This window comes from Mycobacterium sp. HM-7, assembly GCF_053852335.1.
In genome coordinates, this window is record NZ_CM132657.1 from 5,998,825 (window position 1) to 6,016,720 (window position 17,896).

The 17,896-nt window shown below is 65.9% G+C and carries 18 protein-coding genes; 10 read left to right on the plus strand and 8 right to left on the minus strand.

What is annotated here, in order from left to right; all coding sequences use genetic code 11:
- Positions 1-7: 7 nt before the first annotated feature.
- On the plus strand, positions 8-490 hold the full coding sequence (locus tag ACWW1C_RS28815) for a M15 family metallopeptidase (RefSeq protein ID WP_455981436.1): 483 nt from the start codon (positions 8-10) through the stop codon (positions 488-490).
- A gap of 164 nt (positions 491-654) precedes the next feature.
- Positions 655-1,452, plus strand: a complete 798-nt coding sequence (locus ACWW1C_RS28820; RefSeq protein ID WP_455981437.1) for a DUF1906 domain-containing protein — start codon at positions 655-657, stop codon at positions 1,450-1,452.
- A gap of 60 nt (positions 1,453-1,512) precedes the next feature.
- Here ACWW1C_RS28820 and ACWW1C_RS28825 read toward each other — a convergent pair whose 3' ends face one another.
- The 3 genes from ACWW1C_RS28825 to ACWW1C_RS28835 are packed head-to-tail and all read right to left on the minus strand — an operon-like array spanning position 1,513 to position 4,276.
- Positions 1,513-1,950 (minus strand): hypothetical protein, encoded by a 438-nt coding sequence (locus ACWW1C_RS28825; protein WP_455981438.1) that lies wholly within the window; start codon positions 1,948-1,950, stop codon positions 1,513-1,515.
- Between the two features lie 58 nt (positions 1,951-2,008).
- A complete protein-coding gene (locus tag ACWW1C_RS28830) occupies positions 2,009-3,166 on the minus strand; it encodes a fatty acid desaturase family protein (RefSeq protein ID WP_455981439.1) in 1,158 nt (385 codons plus the stop codon).
- Positions 3,167-3,190: 24 nt separating this feature from the next.
- Positions 3,191-4,276, minus strand: a complete 1,086-nt coding sequence (locus ACWW1C_RS28835; protein ID WP_455981440.1) for a ferredoxin reductase — start codon at positions 4,274-4,276, stop codon at positions 3,191-3,193.
- An 84-nt stretch (positions 4,277-4,360) separates the two neighbouring features.
- Between ACWW1C_RS28835 and ACWW1C_RS28840 the strand changes: the two genes are divergently transcribed.
- Positions 4,361-5,566: a PucR family transcriptional regulator gene (locus ACWW1C_RS28840; RefSeq protein WP_455981441.1), complete on the plus strand. Its 1,206-nt coding sequence runs from the start codon at positions 4,361-4,363 to the stop codon at positions 5,564-5,566.
- Between the two features lie 65 nt (positions 5,567-5,631).
- Here the strand turns inward: ACWW1C_RS28840 and ACWW1C_RS28845 are convergent, their stop codons facing one another.
- Positions 5,632-6,525 (minus strand): helix-turn-helix transcriptional regulator, encoded by an 894-nt coding sequence (locus ACWW1C_RS28845; RefSeq protein WP_455981442.1) that lies wholly within the window; start codon positions 6,523-6,525, stop codon positions 5,632-5,634.
- A 154-nt stretch (positions 6,526-6,679) separates the two neighbouring features.
- Here ACWW1C_RS28845 and ACWW1C_RS28850 point away from each other — a divergent pair, with 154 nt between their 5' ends.
- Positions 6,680-7,669, plus strand: a complete 990-nt coding sequence (locus ACWW1C_RS28850; protein WP_455981443.1) for an aldo/keto reductase — start codon at positions 6,680-6,682, stop codon at positions 7,667-7,669.
- Positions 7,670-7,714: 45 nt separating this feature from the next.
- Here ACWW1C_RS28850 and abc-f read toward each other — a convergent pair whose 3' ends face one another.
- Both abc-f and ACWW1C_RS28860 read right to left on the minus strand, forming a co-directional pair.
- Positions 7,715-9,361 carry a ribosomal protection-like ABC-F family protein gene (abc-f, locus tag ACWW1C_RS28855; RefSeq protein ID WP_455981444.1) on the minus strand — a complete coding sequence of 549 codons (1,647 nt, stop codon included), beginning with the start codon at positions 9,359-9,361 and terminating at the stop codon, positions 7,715-7,717.
- Positions 9,362-9,511: 150 nt separating this feature from the next.
- The gene (locus tag ACWW1C_RS28860) at positions 9,512-9,877 is read right to left on the minus strand and encodes a MerR family transcriptional regulator (protein ID WP_455981445.1); all 366 of its coding nucleotides are present in this window, start codon (positions 9,875-9,877) and stop codon (positions 9,512-9,514) included.
- Positions 9,878-9,984: 107 nt separating this feature from the next.
- Between ACWW1C_RS28860 and ACWW1C_RS28865 the strand changes: the two genes are divergently transcribed.
- On the plus strand, positions 9,985-10,476 hold the full coding sequence (locus ACWW1C_RS28865; RefSeq protein ID WP_455984479.1) for an Hsp20/alpha crystallin family protein: 492 nt from the start codon (positions 9,985-9,987) through the stop codon (positions 10,474-10,476).
- A gap of 301 nt (positions 10,477-10,777) precedes the next feature.
- Positions 10,778-11,104: a hypothetical protein gene (locus ACWW1C_RS28870; RefSeq protein WP_455981446.1), complete on the plus strand. Its 327-nt coding sequence runs from the start codon at positions 10,778-10,780 to the stop codon at positions 11,102-11,104.
- Between the two features lie 521 nt (positions 11,105-11,625).
- Here the strand turns inward: ACWW1C_RS28870 and ACWW1C_RS28875 are convergent.
- On the minus strand, positions 11,626-12,255 hold the full coding sequence (locus tag ACWW1C_RS28875) for a hypothetical protein (RefSeq protein WP_455981447.1): 630 nt from the start codon (positions 12,253-12,255) through the stop codon (positions 11,626-11,628).
- Between the two features lie 238 nt (positions 12,256-12,493).
- Here ACWW1C_RS28875 and ACWW1C_RS28880 point away from each other — a divergent pair, with 238 nt between their 5' ends.
- The gene (locus tag ACWW1C_RS28880; protein WP_455981448.1) at positions 12,494-13,006 is read left to right on the plus strand and encodes a hypothetical protein; all 513 of its coding nucleotides are present in this window, start codon (positions 12,494-12,496) and stop codon (positions 13,004-13,006) included.
- Here ACWW1C_RS28880 and ACWW1C_RS28885 read toward each other — a convergent pair.
- Positions 12,966-14,168 carry an ROK family protein gene (locus ACWW1C_RS28885; RefSeq protein WP_455981449.1) on the minus strand — a complete coding sequence of 401 codons (1,203 nt, stop codon included), beginning with the start codon at positions 14,166-14,168 and terminating at the stop codon, positions 12,966-12,968. The two genes, ACWW1C_RS28880 and ACWW1C_RS28885, sit on opposite strands and share 41 nt — an antisense overlap.
- A gap of 247 nt (positions 14,169-14,415) precedes the next feature.
- Here ACWW1C_RS28885 and gap point away from each other — a divergent pair, with 247 nt between their 5' ends.
- The 3 genes from gap (at position 14,416) to ACWW1C_RS28900 (ending at position 17,890) form a co-directional block, all read left to right on the plus strand.
- The gene (gap, locus tag ACWW1C_RS28890) at positions 14,416-15,438 is read left to right on the plus strand and encodes a type I glyceraldehyde-3-phosphate dehydrogenase (protein WP_455981450.1); all 1,023 of its coding nucleotides are present in this window, start codon (positions 14,416-14,418) and stop codon (positions 15,436-15,438) included.
- An 86-nt stretch (positions 15,439-15,524) separates the two neighbouring features.
- The gene (locus tag ACWW1C_RS28895; RefSeq protein WP_455981451.1) at positions 15,525-16,388 is read left to right on the plus strand and encodes an arylamine N-acetyltransferase family protein; all 864 of its coding nucleotides are present in this window, start codon (positions 15,525-15,527) and stop codon (positions 16,386-16,388) included.
- Positions 16,389-16,537: 149 nt separating this feature from the next.
- Positions 16,538-17,890, plus strand: a complete 1,353-nt coding sequence (locus ACWW1C_RS28900) for a hypothetical protein (RefSeq protein WP_455981452.1) — start codon at positions 16,538-16,540, stop codon at positions 17,888-17,890.
- Positions 17,891-17,896: the final 6 nt, after the last annotated feature.

Genomic DNA, 17,896 nt, shown 5'->3' on the forward strand with positions numbered 1-17,896 from the left:
GGTTCCCATGCGACTCGTCGGTACCGTCTTGGCCTTGGCAGGTGCGCTCGCGTTCCTCGGGCCGACGACAACAGCATCCGCCGATGCGGCGAGCCCCTTCGATGTATCCGACCCCGCGGTCGGCCGGCTTGATCCCGCATTATTGGCAGCGGTTCAGCACGCGACCACCGCGGCAGCCGCCGAGGGGATTCCCATGACGATCACCTCCGGTTGGCGCTCGCCGGAGTTCCAGCAGCAACTGCTCGACGACGCGATCCAGACCTACGGCAGTTACAACGCTGCGCGGCAATACGTTCAGACGCCACAACAGTCCAAGCATGTCAGCGGCCAGGCCGTCGACATCGGCGGCAAGAGCGCCGACACCTGGCTGATCGCCAACGGCGCGCGGTTCGGCCTGTGCCAGATCTATGCCAACGAGCTCTGGCACTTCGAGTTGGCTGTCGACGCCCAGGGGAACTGCCCGCCGTTGCTGCCCAACGCTGCCAGTTGATCGGTTGAGTCGGGCGAGCGCTTTTCCCGCGAGGTTCGCAGCCATCGGCCCTCCCGAGAACGGCAGCTGGCACGGACGACCACGGCGGCGGTGGAGGTCACGATATGACGTCGACCCCGCATCGGCTACAACTTTCACATCTGTCGCATTGTTAACATCGCCAAATGCAGGACTTCCCGGAGACCACCGGCCTTCGGCGCCCGTTCTCGCGTCGTGATGCGCTGCGCTACGCCGGCGCGGCATCGGCATTGGCCGGCCTCGGCGCGGCAGGTCTGGGCCTGCCGACGGCTGCGGCCGCCGCGCCCACGCTGATCGACTTCGCCATGAAGCAGATTCCGGCGCAAGACATTCGGGCCGCCGGGCACGCCGGTGTCGTCAACTACGTCTCGACATCGCGTCCCGGCTCGACAATGGGCGCGAAACCGATCACGTTGCCCTATGCCCGGTCACTGGCCGCGGCGGGACTGGCGATCGTCAGCAACTACCAATACGGCAAGCCGGGCGGGACGGCGCCGTCGGACTTCACCCGCGGATACGCCGGCGGCGTCGCCGACGCCCGCACCGCTTGGCAGCTGCACAGCGCGGCAGGGGGCGGCCAGAGCGCGCCCATCTTCTTCTCCGTCGACGACGACATCAACCGCGAAACGTGGAACAACGTTGCACTGCCATGGTTCCGGGGCATCAACTCGGTGATCGGCGCGCAGCGCACCGGCGTCTACGGCGGCATAAACACCTGCCAGTGGGCCGCGGCCGACGGGGTGATCGGCCGCTCCACCACGCCCGGCCATGTGTGGGCCTGGCAGACCCGATCCTGGTCCGGCGGCAAGATCTACCCCGCCGCGGTGATGTACCAACGCATCGTGAGCACGGCGTCCAATCCAGGCCCGGTGGTCGGCGGACTCGAGGTCGACGTCAGTGATGCCCTGGCCGCTGACGTCGGACAGTGGAACCTGCACCCGTGAGGGCGTAGGCGCGGCACGCTCGCCGGAGCCGGTAGCCCGCGGTCGGGGGCTTCGAGCGGCTTACGCCGTAATCCGCATTTCAGCATCCGGGTGCGAGCTGAGGGTGACGACGACCGGCCCGCTTCCGGTGGCGAATGTCGTGCCGGCGTAGCCGATGAACCCGTAGTGGCCGTCGATTGTCGAGATCGACGTGATGGCCCCGCGGCCTGAGGCGCCGGTATCGAGGTTCCTCCACGTGGCGGTCACCGTGAGCGAGCACGATCCGTCGTAAACGCCTGCGTCGTAACGGATCGAGACGCCGACACCCCGTCCTACTTGGTCGCCGACCTGCACGGGCGTCGCCTGCGCATCGGCGCTGACCGTGCCACCGCAGGTCGGGGACGCCACGACGGGAACCGCATCGAGTTGCGCGAAGGCATCGGCGTGCGCCGCCGCCACCGGCAGGCACGGCGCGGCGAGCGCGACGGCGAGCGCTGCGACGGTCCGCAATGAAGTCATGCCGGGGTTATCGCCGAGGACCCCTGCGGCGTTAGCGATTGTCGCGCCCGCGGGGCGATTACGCGGCCTTGACCGATGGCCGCGCGGCCGCGGCGGCGGGCTTCGACTTGCCGAAGACTTTGCGGCCGAAGCCATTCGGCAGGGAGAGACGGAACACCTTCCGCCATGCCGACGCGACCTGCCGGGGCATGGACCCGGTGGTATAGGTGAGTCCGTACCGGTCGAACAGGTCCTGCACCTTGGGTGCGATCTCCTGGTAGCGATTGCTGGGCAGGTCGGGGAACAGGTGGTGCTCGATCTGGAACGACAGGTTGCCGGTCATGAAGTGCAGCAGCCGACCTCCGGAGATGTTGGCCGAACCGAGCATCTGGCGCAGGTACCACTGGCCGCGGGTCTCGCCGTCGATCGAGGTCTTCTCGAAGGTCTGGACACCGTCGGGGAAGTGGCCGCACATGATCACCGAGTGCGTCCACCAGTTACGAACCAGGTTGGCGGTGAAGTTCGCCGTCAGCGTCGTGACGGCGGAGGGCCCGGACAGCAGCGGGTGCAGGATGTAGTCGCGGGTGACGTGCCGGCGAACCTTGGCCAGTACCTTCTTGCCGTTGCGACGCAGCTCTTCCTTGTCGCCGCGGCCTTTGAAGTGCTTGCCGAGTTCCAGGTCGTAGGCGGCGATGCCGTACTGGAAGATGCAGGCGTTCAGGAAGTTCCACACAGGCTGGCCGAGGTAGAACGGCGTCCAGCGCTGGTTTTCGTCCACCCGCATGATGCCGTAGCCCAGGTCGTTGTCCTTGCCCCGCACGTTGGTGTACGTGTGGTGCAACTCATTGTGGGAGTGCTTCCACATGTCCGACGGCGAAGCGCTGTCCCATTCCCATGTGGTCGAGTGGATGCTGGGGTCCCGCATCCAGTCCCACTGGCCGTGCAGCACGTTGTGGCCGATCTCCATGTTCTCGATGATCTTCGAGACGGACAGCCCGAGCGTGCCGACAATCCAGGCCGGCGGAAACAGTGAGAAGAGCAGGACCGCGCGGCTGCCGAGTTCCAGCTTGCGCTGGCCGTTGATGACCTTGCGGATGTAGGCCGCATCGCGCTCGCCGCGGTCGGCAATGACCTCGGCGCGGATGGCGTCGAGTTCGCGGCCGATGTTCTCGATGTCCTGATCGCTGAGATGTGCGGTCGGATCGGTTGGTTCGCTGACGATGTGCAGAGTTTCCATGTCGGATTCCTTGTTCTCAGGTTCTCAGAGGTCGACTTCGCAGGCGCCCGCGGCGGCGGAGACGCACGTTTGAATGAGGACGCCGTCGGCGGCGCTGGTGATGTCGCCGGAACGCAGATCGCGCACGGCGCCCTGACGAAGGGGCGCGACGCAGCCGAAGCAGATGCCCATCCGGCAGCCCGAGGGCATCAGCACGCCGGCGGCTTCACCGGCGTCGAGCAGAGTCTGTGCGCCGTCGGCGTCGACGGTTGTTCCGGTCTTGGCGAAGGTGACGGTGCCGCCCGCACCGGGAGTGACGACCGTCGGCCGGAACCGTTCGGTGTGCAGTCGGCCCTCGATACCGTCTGCGCTCCAACGTCGTTCGAGGGCATCGAGCATGCCGGCCGGGCCACAGGCCCAGGTCTGCCGCTCGGCGAGGTCGTCGACGAGGTGCTCGAGCTGTGCGACGTCGAGCATGCCGTCGGTGTCGGTGTGCTTCTCCACCAACCGGATTCGGCCGGCGTCGGCCAGCGACCGTAGTTCGGCGCCGAAGATGACGTCGTCGGCCGTGGGGGCGGAATGCACGACGACGACGTCGACATCCGGGTCCGCCAGGTTGCGCAGCATCCCCATGACCGGGGTGATGCCGCTGCCCGCCGTGAGGAAGAGGACTTTGCGCGGCGGCTCGGCGCCCAGGGTGAATTCCCCTGCGGCCTGGTCGAGTTGGACGATGGTGCCGACAGTCGCGCGCCGGACGAGGTGATTGCTCACGACGCCGTCCGGAATGGCTTTCACCGTGACGGCGATGCAGCCGTCACGTCGACCGGTCTCGGAGGTCAGCGAGTAGGCCCGCCACTGGCGGACGCCGTCGACATCGACGCCGATGCGGACATACTGGCCTGGCGTATGGGTGCGCCAACCGCGTCCGGTCTTGATCACGATGGTGGCGGCATCGCGGGTTTCGGGCTGGATCGCGACGATGCGGCCGCGCAGGCCCGTGCCCGAATGCAGCGGGTTGATCACCTGGAGGTAGTCGGACGGGACCAGTGGGGTGGTCATCCGTTCGGCGAACTTGATGACCCGCCCCCGCAGCGCCCCGGCAACGGTGGGGCGCGATGCCGTTGTTGTCATAGCTCAATGATTGATGACCAAACGGGGTAAATTCTTGACCGGGATAGGTGAACTACCACCTAGAAAATGTTCGATAGGAACAAAATGCCAGATCCTGCCCCGAGATACACCGGTTTGGAGCTCGGCGAGGACGTCATCACGGCGCTGCAGTCCGTGCTGGCGCGTACAGCCGAACGCACCGTTGCCGCCGTCACGGTGGAGGTGCCGAGCTACACCGACGCGTTCAGCGGGCCGATGGGCCAGAACATCGAGACCGCGGTGCAGATGGCGCTCGGCGGGTTCTTGCGGCTCGCCACCCGCGCGCAGGATGCGGACGTCGGAACACAGTTGGCACCCGCCCTCGACGGCGCCTACGAGCTGGGCCGCGGCGAGGCGCGCAGTGGCCGCACCATCGACGCACTGCTCGCGGCTTACCGCGTCGGCGCCCGGGTCGCCTGGCGTGAGCTGGCGTCGACGGCCGTCAACGCGGGGCTGACCGCCGAGACGATGGCACGCTTCGCCGAGCTGGTGTTCGCGTTCATCGACGAACTCTCGGCATCGAGCGTGACCGGCCACGCCGACGAGCTGGCCACCACCGGCCGCGTCCGAGAGCGTTACCTGGCGCGCCTCGGTCACAGCCTCCTCGCGGGCGAGCCGCTCGAAATCCTCGAAGCCAGCGCCGAGCAGGCCGATTGGGCGACGCCGACGTCACTCACCGCGGTGCTGCTGCCCGCGTCGCAGATACACGGCCTCGCAGTCAATTTCGGTCCGTCGACGCTGCAGCTGAACGAAGACCTTCCCGGTGTCGATCCCACCGAGGCGCTCACGGCACTACTCATTCCTGACATGGACGGTCCCAACCGCCGCCGGCTGCGACGTGCGTTGGCCGGCCGCCGGGCGTGGGTCGGACCCGCCCGGCCGTGGACTCAGGTGCGGTCGTCCTACCGCAGGGCCCTTCGGGCACGAGACATACTGTCCGACAACGACGTTGACGTCCTGGATACCGACGAGCACCTCGTCGAACTGGTCATCGGCGCCGATCGTGAAGCCGCCGACGATCTGCGCCGTCGGGTTCTCGCACCTCTGGCCGAGCTGCGCCCCAATACCGCTGCGGCGCTTACCGAAACGCTGCGGTCCTGGCTTCTGCATCAAGGTCGGCGGGATGCCGTGGCCGCGGACCTCGTCGTCCACGCGCAGACGGTGCGCTACCGGATGACCCAGTTGAGGGAGCTCTACGGCGAGCGGCTCACCGATCCACGGACCATCCTCGAACTCACGGTGGCGCTGGGGATCGGTTCGAATCCGGCCTAGCCGTGCCCCGGCGCCGGGATATCTGAGACTCGGTTGCCTACGCGATAAGTACGACAGAAGGTTCCTCAGCTGCCTGCGTTGGCCTGTTCGGTGCGGAGGTTGTCCTGGCTGGCGGCCCACGAGGCGAGCAGACGCAGGCTGTCTGCCGCAGGGGTGTTGGGCGGCGCGGTGTAGACGTTCAGCTGCAGTCCCGGTTCGGCCGGCAGCTCGAGCGATTCGAAATCGAGGTCGAGCTGCCCGACAGCGGGGTGCCGCAGTCGTTTACGGCCGTATCGGTGAAACCGCACGTCTTGGGACGCCCACCGCTGCCGGAACAGCTCACTGTGCGTCGACAATTCACCGATCAACGTGATCAGTTCCGGGTCGTGTGGATTGCGGCCGACCTCCAGCCGCAGCATCGCCGCGGCGTCGCGGGCGATCTGGTCGTAGTCGACGAAAAACTCTTCCGCCGCTTCAGCGTTCAGGTAGACGAATCGGGTGGTGTTCACCGGCCGCCGGGGTTCGGCCAGCACCGGGGCGTAGAGCGCGCGGGCGAGCTGGTTCATCGCGAGCACGTCCGAGCGACCGTTGCGGATCCAGGCCGGAGCGTCGGCGATCGAATCGAGGACCTGCTGCAACGCCGGCCTAATAGTCGCGGGCACTTTGGGTTTGCGGCGGCCGCCGCGGCTGCCCGACTCGCGGGCCAGCGCGAACAGGTGACCGCGTTCGGCCTCGTCGAGCTTGAGCGCCGACGCGACGGCGTCGAGCACGTGTTCCGACGCGCCGGCCAGGTTACCGCGCTCCATGCGCACGTAGTAGTCGACCGACACCCCGGCCAGCATCGCCACCTCCTCGCGGCGCAGGCCCTTGACCCGGCGGTTTCCGCCGTAAGCGGGCAACCCCGCCTGATCGGGCGTGATCCGCGCGCGACGCGAACTCAAGAACTCCCGGATCTCGCGGCTTAGGTCAACTGCGCCCATCAGCCCACGGTAGAGGCACCCGGAGCCGCCTGGGAGGAACTCCCAGTACCTGGAACGGGCGTCACTCCCAGATCCGCTCGGCCCGGCCTAGCGTGGCTCCATGAGCGTTCCCAACATCGCCATCGAAAGCCCGAACGCCTGAGGAGGATTCAACATGCATACCCGCACACTCGGTCAAGGCCTGCAGGTCTCGGCGGTCGGTCTCGGCGCCATGGGCATGTCGATGGGCTACGGACCCAATCCCGGCGACCGCGACGACATGATCGGCGTGCTCCGCTACGCCGTCGAGCAGGCCGGCGTGACCTTCATCGACACCGCGGAGGTCTACGGGCCCTACGTCAACGAGGAATTGGTCGGCGAGGCGTTGGCGCCGCTGCGCGACGAGGTCGTGATCGCCACCAAGTTCGGATGGGACATCGTCGACGGCAAGATGGCCGGTACCGATTCGCGGCCCGAACAGATCCGCCGCGTCGCCGACGCCTCGCTGCGACGGCTGCAGACGGACGTGATCGACCTGTTCTATCAGCACCGGGTCGACCCCAACGTGCCGATCGAGGACGTCGCCGGCACAGTCGGGGAACTCGTGGCTGCCGGCAAGGTACGGCATTTCGGTTTGTCCGAGGCCGGCGCAGCGACGATTCGCCGCGCCCACGCCGTGCATCCCGTCACGGCGGTGCAAAGCGAGTACTCCCTCTGGACCCGCGACCCGGAGCCTCAGGTCCTGCCCACCTGCGCCGAACTGGGCATCGGATTCGTCCCGTTCAGCCCGCTCGGTAAAGGATTCCTGACCGGCACCGTGACAACTGGTTCCCAGTTCGGCGACGGTGACATCCGGGCCACCCTCCCTCGCTTCGAGGCCGAAAACATCACGGCCAATGAGGCTTTGGTGGCACAGGTCCGCGTCCTCGCCGAAGCGAAGGACGCCACACCCGGCCAGATCGCACTCGCCTGGCTGCTGGCCCAGCAGCCGTGGATCGTGCCGATCCCCGGCACCCGTCGGCGAAACCGCATCGACGAGAACGTCGGCTCCACTCAGGTGGCGCTATCCGCCGACGAGGTCGCCGACCTCGACGGGCTCGCCGCGCGGATCGGCGTGCGCGGCGACCGCTACAACGCCGTTCATATGGCGCGGGTCGGCCTGTGACCATCTGAAGAGCGGATGCGGTGCGCCGCGTCGGCATCCCCGCGGCTACAGCTCTGCGACATGCCCGTCCCGCACGAGCCATGACCGGTCCAGCCGAACGTTCTGCAGCATCCGGCGGTCGTGGGTCACCAACAACAGTGCCCCGTCGTAGGTCTCGAGCGCCTGCTCGAGTTGCTCGATGGCCGGCAGGTCGAGATGGTTGGTCGGCTCATCGAGCACCAACACATTCGTCCCGCGGGCCTGGAGCAGCGCCAGACCTGCGCGGGTTCGCTCACCGGGTGACAACTCGTCGACCGTGCGTTCCACATGGTCGGCACGTAACCCGAACTTCGCGAGCAGCGTCCGCACGTCTGCGGTCGTCCACGACGGCACGTACTGCTCGAAGCGATCGATGAGTGGGCTGTCGCCGGTGAAATCCGCACGGGCCTGGTCGATTTCACCGATGGCAACATTGGCGCCCAGACTCACACGGCCCTCGTCGGGCTGTTGCCGACCGAGCAGGAGACGCAGGAGCGTCGACTTTCCCGCTCCGTTGGGGCCGGTGATACCGATCCGTTCGCCGGCATTGACCTGTAATGACACCGGGCCCAGGACGAAATCACCTTGTCGCACAACGGCATTCTCAAGTGTCGCGACAACTGCACTCGACCGCGGTGCCGCACCGATGGTGAACTGCAGCGTCCACTCCTTTCGCGGCTCCTCGACTTCTTCGAGGCGGGCGATCCGGCTCTCCATCTGTCGCACCTTTTGCGCCTGCTTCTCGCTGGACTCGGTTTGTGCGGAGCGCCGGTTCTTGTCGTTGTCGGGTGCCTTGCGCATCGCGTTGCGCACACCCTGACTCGACCATTCCCGCTGCGTGCGTGCGCGCGCCACGAGATCAGCCTTCTTATCGGCGAACTCGTCGTACTGCTCGCGGCGGTGCCGGCGGGCGACCTCGCGCTCTTCCAGATAACTGTCGTAACCGCCGCCGTAGAGGGTGGTCCTGTTCTGCGCCAGATCGAGTTCGACGACACGGGTTACGGTGCGGGCCAGAAACTCTCGATCATGGCTGACGAGCACCACACCTCCGCGAAGGTTCCCGACGATCTCTTCCAGCCGGGCAAGTCCGTCGAGATCGAGATCGTTGGTCGGCTCATCGAGCAGGACGATGTCGAAACGGGACAGCATCAGTGCCGCCAGCCCCACCCGCGCTGCCTGGCCACCCGACAACGCGGTCATCAGAGTCGATTCCGGCCGCACGGCGTCGGAATCGAGACCCAGGTCGGCCAATACCGCCGGCAGCCGTTCGTCGAGGTCCGCCGCGCCTGTCGCGAGCCAGTGATCCAGCGCAGCGGCGTAGGCGTCGGCGTCCGCCGCCGGATCTGCCAGCGCCTCAGCCGCTGCGTCCATGGCCTGTGTCGCCGCAGCGCATCCCGTGCGGCGCGCGACGTACGCGGCGGCCGTCTCCCCCGGCACCCGCTCGTGCTCCTGCGGCAGCCAACCGACGAATGCGTCGGCCGGCGCCAGGCTGACCACCCCGTCGAGCGGTGCGAGTTCCCCCGCCAGGATCCGCAGCAGCGTGCTCTTGCCCGCACCGTTCGAGCCGACGACGCCGATCACATCGCCGGGCGCCACCGTCACGTTGAGCCGTTCGAAGAGGGTGCGGTGGGCGAATCCGCCGGCGAGATCGGTCGTGACGAGCGTGGCGGTCATGGGCCAATCGTCGCATCCACCCTGGGGCGCGAAGAATTCCGATGTCTGAAGGCCGTCGCCCAGACTGACGCTCTGCGCGGCGACGCGCCGGCGATCGAGGCCCCCGGTTCCGTGCAACGTCCGGCGTAGCCAGACCGGCATCCGACCCGTTTACTCCGGCGAATTGTCGTCGCCGGCGGCGTCGCGGAGGGCGGCGTTGGCGTCTTCGAGGTCGAGGATGCGTCCGATGCCGGCAAGGTTCACCCCAGCGGCGAGCAAGGTGACGATGCGTTCGATGCGCGTGAGGTCATCAGCGCTGTAGCGGCGGGTGCCGCCGTCGGTACGCGCTGGCGTCAGCAGGCCGCGGCGCTCCCACGCCCGCAGCGATTGCGTTGGCGCGCCCGATAATTCAGCGGCCACCGTGATCCCGTACACCCCGTGGCCGGATGCGGGAATCCGGTTGGTGGGCCCAAGTCCGTGCGGATCGGGAAGGTTGCTCGAGTTGCTCACAAAATTTCCTGGTCTTGGTACTTGCATCAAATATCGGTCCGGTGCTATATAAAAATCTATACCAGTTGGAACAGATAACCAACAGGTAGACGCACAGAGTGGAGATGAGAAAGGAAGCACTGGAGGTGGCAACCATGCTGATGCGTACCGACCCGTTCCGGGAGCTCGACCGGTTCACCCAGGAGATCCTGGGGACCGCCGCGAGGCCGGCGGGGATGCCGATGGATGCCTGGCGTGACGGTGACGAGTTCATCGTCGAGTTCGACCTACCGGGGATCAGCCCCGATTCGCTGGACCTGGACATCGAGAACAACGTGGTGACCGTGCGCGCCGAGCGCGCACCCCTCGATCCGGGCCGGGAGATGCTCGCCGCCGAGCGGCCCCGCGGAGTGTTCTCCCGCCAGCTGGTCCTGGGCAACAACCTCGACACCGCCCGCATCACCGCCGACTACCACGACGGGGTTCTGCGGCTGGTGATTCCGGTGGCGGAGAAGGCCAAACCCCGCAAGATCGCCGTCGCTCGCCCCGACGGAGCCAAGGCGATCACCGAAGACAACAAGGTGATCACCGAGGACGGTGATCCGGTGGCCAAACCCGAATCAGCGAGAGAGCCCGCCGGGGTCTAGAACCCGCTACGGACACCCTGCGGTGATGACGGGCCTGGCCACCACGCGCGCCGGGGCGCATTCCCCGGCGACGGCCGACCTCCATGGTCCCCGAACGCGCAGGCCGCCGCCGCGCCCACCGGAGTGTGGTGACTGATGGTCGAGACGCGCGTGGCACGGGCATCACTGGCGCCTTGTCCAGCGCCGTGGTGCCTGGCCAGGCCCGTCACCACCGCAGGGTGTCCACCCCGTAAACCCTCTGGCACACAGACCAATACAGACATGATTGGCCGGTCAAGCCGACGCAGGAAAGGAGGTAGCCATGACTCAGAGCATCATGATGGCGGCGCCGGTTCTGCCGGGCACCAGCGAATCCGTCCAACTGTTGGTCGCACCGGTGGTCACCAACGACCCATCGCCGGTCCTCGCGCTGTTCACCGAAGTCGACGCCATACTCTGCGAAGCTGCCGCCGCCCTGCGCCGGCGACCGGCACCACCAGCGATCGGGTGCGCTCTCCGGGAGCCCCGGTGCGCTGGTCGGTCGTGGCATATGCACACGCCGCGTCCGCGGAATGCCCCCGCGGAGCGGGTCGACCCGATGCAACGCAGCCCTCCGCGGCGCCACGCCCCGACCTCACCGCACTGTTGACGACGAGCCAACGGAAAGCGAGGTGATGGCCCCACCGCATCAGCGGCCGGGCCGACCTGCCGGCAGGGCCACACACCGGACGCCAATCCCATCCCAACGTGGGATGGGAGCGTCAAAGCCCAACCTAGGCAACATATCCCGTGGCGGGCGGCCCGCCACCATCACCGTCACCGTCGTTCGGCCGGATCGTCGTCGAGTCACTCCTTCGGCAGCAAGGGCACGTTCATGCCAGCAGTTGAGAAGCCAAGCGCCCCATCGCAAGACACCGACGCAACTGGTCTCGTCGCGGCGCAGAGAGCCCGCACCGCCAAAGCTGCCCAAATAGCCGCGGAGGCACGAAAGGCGCTCGCCGACAACGAGGAATCCGGTCCGATCCCCACCATCTCCGACATAGTGCAAATCACACTGGGCATCCAGGACCAGCCCACTGCACCGGCGAACCCAAACACGCCCGGCCGAGACTCCGAGAAGACTCCGCCGCCGCCCCGAGACGACAAGACGTAGCGGTATGTTGCCCCGAGTCAGCCGACGCGCGGAACGACCAGGTTCGCGAGTTCGATGTCGTCTGCGCGATCCCGATCTGTCCAGTCGCCCTTGATATTTGCGACCTTCAAGCTGATCACCAGTCCGTCTTTTACCGCCACCATGCTTTCGCCCGGACCGAACCAGTAGGCCTCGAAATCGAGGGCATCAACTCGGTTGTCGGGGCTGATCACGTGGAAATGGTTGATGGGGGCGGTGGGGTCGGTTGGCCGCGGGTGAATCGACACTTCGATTTCTCGGGTGTCGCCCGTGTAGTAGCAAGCGCCCGCGCCGACCGGCACCGGCGGGTGGCCGTCGTAGGTGAACTGTCTGAGGGCGTCGTCCCCCACGTATTTGGCGGCGACGACCGGCGTGAGCAGGTCGCACGGTTCGCGAGTGAGGACGGTGCCTGCTTGTGCCGTCGGGTGACTGGGCGGCGTGGTGCTCGCGATGCTGGTTGTCGCAATCGGCCTCGCGGTCGACATCGTGGTCGACGTGGGAGACGCGGTGACTGTGACGGTCGTCGGGCCGGCCGTCATCGTCTGCCGCGGACCGGTCGAGCATCCAGCTACCACGAAGGTCGCTGCTGCCGTCGCGAGCAGCGTGAGCTTCGATATCGAAAGGGCCATGGCTGTCCTTCGCCGAGCGATCATGTCGGGATCAAGGTTGCGGTGGCCGCCTTGGCAGATTCTTGGGACGTAGCCGCGCCGGGGGTTGATGGCCGCCGTCGGGCATATCTTGCGCAAGCAGAGCGTTATCAATGTTTGTCTCAATTGTCACATGGGTACCGTTGATAACAGCACCCCCACATGGGTGCGACTGTCGACAGAAAGTCCATACGAAGAAAGAGCCGAATGGGTTATCGCTATGAACACTGTCTTGTACTTCAGCGCCACCGGCGTTGCATATGAAACCCGCGCCTACACGCCGGCGGACATCACTCAACTAATTCAGAATCAGCGGCTTCAGTGCCTGACCAGCGCTGATCGCCAGTTCGACTTCTGGTTCGCCCCCTCATCACGTCGGTGCCAGCGTCGGGTCAACCGAACCGCAACCGAACTATTGCTTGCGACAACGACTTTCACGGCGCGAACCGTACCGCTGCTGCGTGGCTCCATTGTGCTGGCCAGCCACGACGCCGAAGGCGATCTGGACGGGCTGAGCTGGGTGCAGTTGGATCGCCTGACCCGCCTGAATCGCACGGTCACCGAACGCGACCGACGCATTCTCAACCGGCGCATAGCCCGGGAAGAGCGGCGTCAGCGTCGCGAACTGACCGCCAGTACGCGCCGGCTTCCCGCCTCGTCGACGGCGGCCATCGGCCACGGTGCGGGCGGCGTCAGGACACCCGAGCGCCGGACTCCAGCGATGCATCGATGACGTTGGGGCTCAAGATGTGATCGAGCACCGTCGTGGCACAGCCAATGATGCCTGAGCGCTCTCGGTGTGCGGACGGGACAATCTGCAGGGTCCTGGTCGACAACGTGCTGGCATTCCCGTACAGCGTTTCTCGGAGCCCCGCCACAAAGACGTCGTAGGCGCCGACCATGTCACCGGCCACAACAAGGACGGCCGGATTGATCAGGTTGACCGCAGCGGCGAGCACCTCACCAACGTGGCGCCCGCTCTCACGAATCATGCTGCGCGCCTTGGCATCGCCACCGAGAGCTAGCGCCACCACATCACGCAGATGACTGACGGGGTAACCATCGTCTTGCAATACCCGCACGATGGCCCAGCCACCGGCGATCGCCTCGACACAACCGGTGTCACCACAGCGGCACGGAATACCTTCCGCCGCTGCGATCTTGCTGTGGCCGAAGTCTCCGGCGGCTTGCACGGCGCCCCGCTGGAGTCGACCGCCCATGATGATTCCGGCACCCAGCCCGGTGGATGCTTTCACCACCAGCATGTCGGCGACGTCGGTGAGGCTTGCGCGACGCTCCGCCAGCGCAATGACGTTGGCGTCGTTGTCCGTAACCACCGGAGCGTCGGAGAGTCCTCGAAAGTACGGGGCCAGTGGCACGCCGTCCCAGCCGCTCATGTTCGGCGAATCCAAACTCGCTCCGCGCTGCTGGTCGACCGTGCCCGGCAGGCTGAGTCCGATCCCGAAAATGCGGTCACCTCGGCGCCCGGAGTCGTCGAGCAACGCGTCGAGGTGCTTGACCAGGTCCGGCATCAGATCATCTGGCCCCATGCCGGGTTCCTGATTGATATCGGTGGTGGCGAGGATGTCGCCGACGAGATTGCACAACGCCAGCTGGGTGCGACTGCGCCCGATCGCCACTGCGAGAACGATTCCGGCATCAACATTGAACATGAGTTGGCTCGCCGGACGGCCGCCCGTCGACGCGGCGTGATCAGGTTCGACCACCAGGCCGTGGGCTTGCAGCGCGGCGATCCGCGCAGTCACCGCGGTGCGGGACAGCCCGGTGATCCGGCCGATCTCGCTGCGGGTGATGGCACGGTGGTCCCTGATCACGGCGAACACTTCGCCGACCGTGGGTGACACCGACGTGCCGCTTTGCACCATGGCTCCCATTCAAGCAAGACGAGATGGGCGCGAGCAAACCTAAGATACGCCCTAATACGTTTTTGAAATACATAAGTGCCTTGCAAAAAGTCATAACTGGTGTAGGGTCCGTACTGAAACGATCAAGTCCCGGCAGACCGCGGCGGACCAGGTCCGCCGCGTCAGGCCGGGGAGGTATCGATCGCGCATCGAATACGGCTGCGCGACAAATAGATTCACTTGGTGAAGCACCACCCGAGATCTAAGGAGATCAGCAGTGACCATTCGGATCGGCGTCAACGGTTTCGGGCGCATCGGGCGTAACTTCTTCCGGGCCTTGGACGCTCAGAAGGCCGCGGGCATCAACACCGATCTGGAGATCGTGGCGGTCAACGACCTCACCGACAACGCGTCACTGGCGCATCTGCTGAAGTTCGATTCGATCCTGGGCCGGCTGCCCCATGACGTCAGGCTCGACGGCGAAGACACCATCGTCGTCGGCGATGCGAAGATCACCGCGCTGTCGGTGAAAGCGGGTCCGGCGGCGTTGCCGTGGGGTGAGCTCGGGGTGGACATCGTGGTGGAGTCCACGGGCATCTTCACCGACGCGGCGAAGGCGAAGGGGCATCTGGATGCCGGGGCCAGGAAGGTGATCATCTCCGCGCCGGCCACCGGTGAGGACATCACCATCGTGATGGGTGTCAACGACGACAAGTACGACGGCAGTCAGAACATCATCTCGAACGCCTCGTGCACCACGAACTGCCTGGGCCCGATCGCCAAGGTGCTCAACGACGAGTTCGGCATCGTGCGGGGCCTGATGACCACGATCCACGCCTACACCCAGGATCAGAACCTGCAGGACGGGCCGCACAAGGATCTGCGCCGCGCCCGTGCCGCCGCGATCAACATCGTGCCGACCTCCACCGGGGCGGCCAAGGCCATCGGTCTGGTGTTGCCCGAGCTCAAGGGCAAGTTGGACGGGTACGCGCTGCGGGTGCCGGTGCCCACCGGGTCGGTGACCGACCTGACCGCCGAGCTGGGCAAGTCCGCGTCGGCGGCGCAGATCAACGCCGCGATGCAGGCCGCCGCCGAGGGGCCGCTCAAGGGGATTCTGAAGTATTACGACGCGCCGATCGTGTCGTCCGATATCGTCACCGACCCGCACAGTTCGCTGTTCGATTCCGGGCTGACCAAGGTCATCGACAACCAGGCCAAGGTCGTCTCCTGGTACGACAACGAATGGGGCTACTCCAACCGAATCGCCGATCTGGCTGCGCTGGTCGGCAAGTCGCTGTAGCGGACGCGGTACGTGACGTGCTGCGCGATGAATCGCCGTTCGCGCAGCACGATTGAGCTCAGCGAACCCCTGGCTATCGTGGGGCTGTGACCACTTGGCATGGCGACGAACTCGATCTTGACGCCTATCTGACGCGGATCGGTTTCGATGGCGAGCTGCTCCCGACAGTCCAGACCTTGGCGGCGCTACACCGGGCCCACACCACGTCGATTCCGTTCGAGAATCTTGAGCCCATGCTCGGTCGGCCGATCGTCCTCGATCTGGATGCCCTGCAGAACAAGCTGATTCGACAGAACCGCGGTGGCTACTGTTATGAGCACGTGACGGTGTTCGCGGCGGCGCTCGAGCGACTGGGTTTCCGGTTCACCGCGCTCGCCGGACGCGTCACCCTCGGTGCGGACGCCAAGCGCCCGCGCACCCACGCATTGATCGTCGTCGAATTCGACGACGATCGGCGCTGGCTGTGCGACGTCGGATTCGGCCGCGGACCGCTCGAACCCATCGAGCTGATCGCGGGCAACGAGGTCGATCAGGACGGATGGCAGTTGCGACTGTCCAGCACGCCGCTCGGCGCCACGACCGAAGTACTGCACCCAGACCAGTGGACGCTATGGCAACGCTCGAGTGTGGATGGCGAGGTGCAATGGCTCGACCGGCACGTCTTCACACTCGACCCGCAGTACCCGATCGACTACGCGGTCGGCAATCACTACGTGTCGACCTCGCCGCGATCTCCGTTCACCACCCGGCCGTTCGTGCAGCGATTCGCCGCCGACGTCCAGCATGTTCTCGACGGAACCACCTGGACCACAACCAATCCCGACGGATCGTGCGTCGCCCGTCACGTAGAGATCCGAGATGTGCCGGGCTTGCTGGCCGACACCTTCGGTATCGAGCTGTCCAACGATGACGGCGCGGCCCTCGTCGATTGGATGCGCACACACCTCTAGGGCTGCCGGCCCATGAGGCCGACTGTGACTTGTCTCTAACGCGCATGCCTGATCAAGTCGCAACTCTGGCGTCGGTTCAACCGCTAATGTGCACTCGCACAGGTGACCAGCCATCCACTCGGCGAATCACCGTTGCAAGACGAAAGGCGGTGAGGACGACGTTCGGCGAATTCTGGAGTTGGTTCGTCAATCGCGACTGGACGCTGAGCCAGATCCACACCCCGATGGAGTGGTTCGCATTCCTGAGCATTCCATTGTTCACCGCCGTGATCGGCTGGCTCATCAACTGGACCGGCCTGATCATGTTGTTCTACCCGGTGAACTTTCACGGGTTCAGAATCCCCGGGATGGCCGAGCTGGCACGGTTGTTGCCGCACAAACTGCAGGAGATCCCCGGCATCCTGCAGGGCGGGGTCGGCTGGCAGGGCATCGTGCCGGCGCGCGCGGCCAAGATGGGCTCGATCGCGTCCGACAAGGCCATCGCCAAACTCGGTACGCCCGCGGAGTTCTATCAGCAGCTCGAGCCGGACAAGATCGCCGAGCACATCGTCAGGCTCTTCCAGCCCGAGATCGCGAGCCTCGTCGACGAGGTGATGATCGCCAACGACCCGCAGTTCTGGCGCGACCTGCCCACCGTCGGCAAACGCGCAATCGTGGCGCGGGTCCAGTCGCAATTGCCGGAAGTCGTGCAGTCGATCACCACCGAGATCGGCATCCACATCGACCAGTTGCTCGACCCCAAGATCATGGTTATCGAGCACTTTCGCAAGAACCCCGACCTGGTCATCCGCGTTTTCAAGGACATCGGCCAGCGCGAGCTGAACCTGATGGTCAACTTCGGCTTCATCTTCGGGTTCCTGTTGGGCATTCCGGTCGCGTTCATCGATCACTGGTTCCACACCTGGTGGATGCTGCCGACGCTCGGCGTCATCGTCGGCTGGATCACCAACGCTCTCGGTATGTGGCTCATCTTCGAACCGACCGAGCCGACCCGCTATTTCGGCATCAAGTTCCAGGGTTTGTTCCTGCGGCGACAAGAGCAGGCCGCCGAGGTGTATGCCGGGATCATCGCCGACGATGTCATCACACTGGAACGCATCGGCGACTTCCTGATCGACGGCCCGAGCGGCGACCGCACCCGCCAGATGATGGGCGCCGCGCTGGGCCCGGCGATCGACCGGGCAGCCGGTCCGATCCGCGGTGCCGCGCGGGTAGCGCTCGGAGCCCAGGCTTACGACTCGATCAAGGCAGGCTTCGCCGCCGAGGCCGTCGGCCGGACGCTGACACCGTTCCGGGACGAGGAGTTCTCAAAGGCGCAATCCGGGAAAATCCGCACGCTGATCGCCCAACGCACCAAAGAACTTGCGCCCACTGACTTCGTGGAGATGTTGCGGTCGGCCATCAGGGAAGATGAGTGGATGCTCTACGCACACGGCGCAATCATGGGCGCGGCCGGTGGCTTCCTCCACTACGCGATCTTCTTGGGACTCGGTGTGGCATGAGGGCCC

Bases quoted from the DNA above. Each gene is read 5' to 3' on its own strand.
- ACWW1C_RS28815 (WP_455981436.1), top strand. From the start codon at position 8: ATGCGACTCGTCGGTACCGTCTTGGCCTTGGCAGGTGCGCTCGCGTTC.
- ACWW1C_RS28820 (WP_455981437.1), top strand. From the start codon at position 655: ATGCAGGACTTCCCGGAGACCACCGGCCTTCGGCGCCCGTTCTCGCGT.
- ACWW1C_RS28825 (WP_455981438.1), bottom strand. From the start codon at position 1,950: ATGACTTCATTGCGGACCGTCGCAGCGCTCGCCGTCGCGCTCGCCGCG.
- ACWW1C_RS28830 (WP_455981439.1), bottom strand. From the start codon at position 3,166: ATGGAAACTCTGCACATCGTCAGCGAACCAACCGATCCGACCGCACAT.
- ACWW1C_RS28835 (WP_455981440.1), bottom strand. From the start codon at position 4,276: ATGACAACAACGGCATCGCGCCCCACCGTTGCCGGGGCGCTGCGGGGG.
- ACWW1C_RS28840 (WP_455981441.1), top strand. From the start codon at position 4,361: ATGCCAGATCCTGCCCCGAGATACACCGGTTTGGAGCTCGGCGAGGAC.
- ACWW1C_RS28845 (WP_455981442.1), bottom strand. From the start codon at position 6,525: ATGGGCGCAGTTGACCTAAGCCGCGAGATCCGGGAGTTCTTGAGTTCG.
- ACWW1C_RS28850 (WP_455981443.1), top strand. From the start codon at position 6,680: ATGCATACCCGCACACTCGGTCAAGGCCTGCAGGTCTCGGCGGTCGGT.
- abc-f (WP_455981444.1), bottom strand. From the start codon at position 9,361: ATGACCGCCACGCTCGTCACGACCGATCTCGCCGGCGGATTCGCCCAC.
- ACWW1C_RS28860 (WP_455981445.1), bottom strand. From the start codon at position 9,877: ATGCAAGTACCAAGACCAGGAAATTTTGTGAGCAACTCGAGCAACCTT.
- ACWW1C_RS28865 (WP_455984479.1), top strand. From the start codon at position 9,985: ATGCTGATGCGTACCGACCCGTTCCGGGAGCTCGACCGGTTCACCCAG.
- ACWW1C_RS28870 (WP_455981446.1), top strand. From the start codon at position 10,778: ATGACTCAGAGCATCATGATGGCGGCGCCGGTTCTGCCGGGCACCAGC.
- ACWW1C_RS28875 (WP_455981447.1), bottom strand. From the start codon at position 12,255: ATGGCCCTTTCGATATCGAAGCTCACGCTGCTCGCGACGGCAGCAGCG.
- ACWW1C_RS28880 (WP_455981448.1), top strand. From the start codon at position 12,494: ATGAACACTGTCTTGTACTTCAGCGCCACCGGCGTTGCATATGAAACC.
- ACWW1C_RS28885 (WP_455981449.1), bottom strand. From the start codon at position 14,168: ATGGGAGCCATGGTGCAAAGCGGCACGTCGGTGTCACCCACGGTCGGC.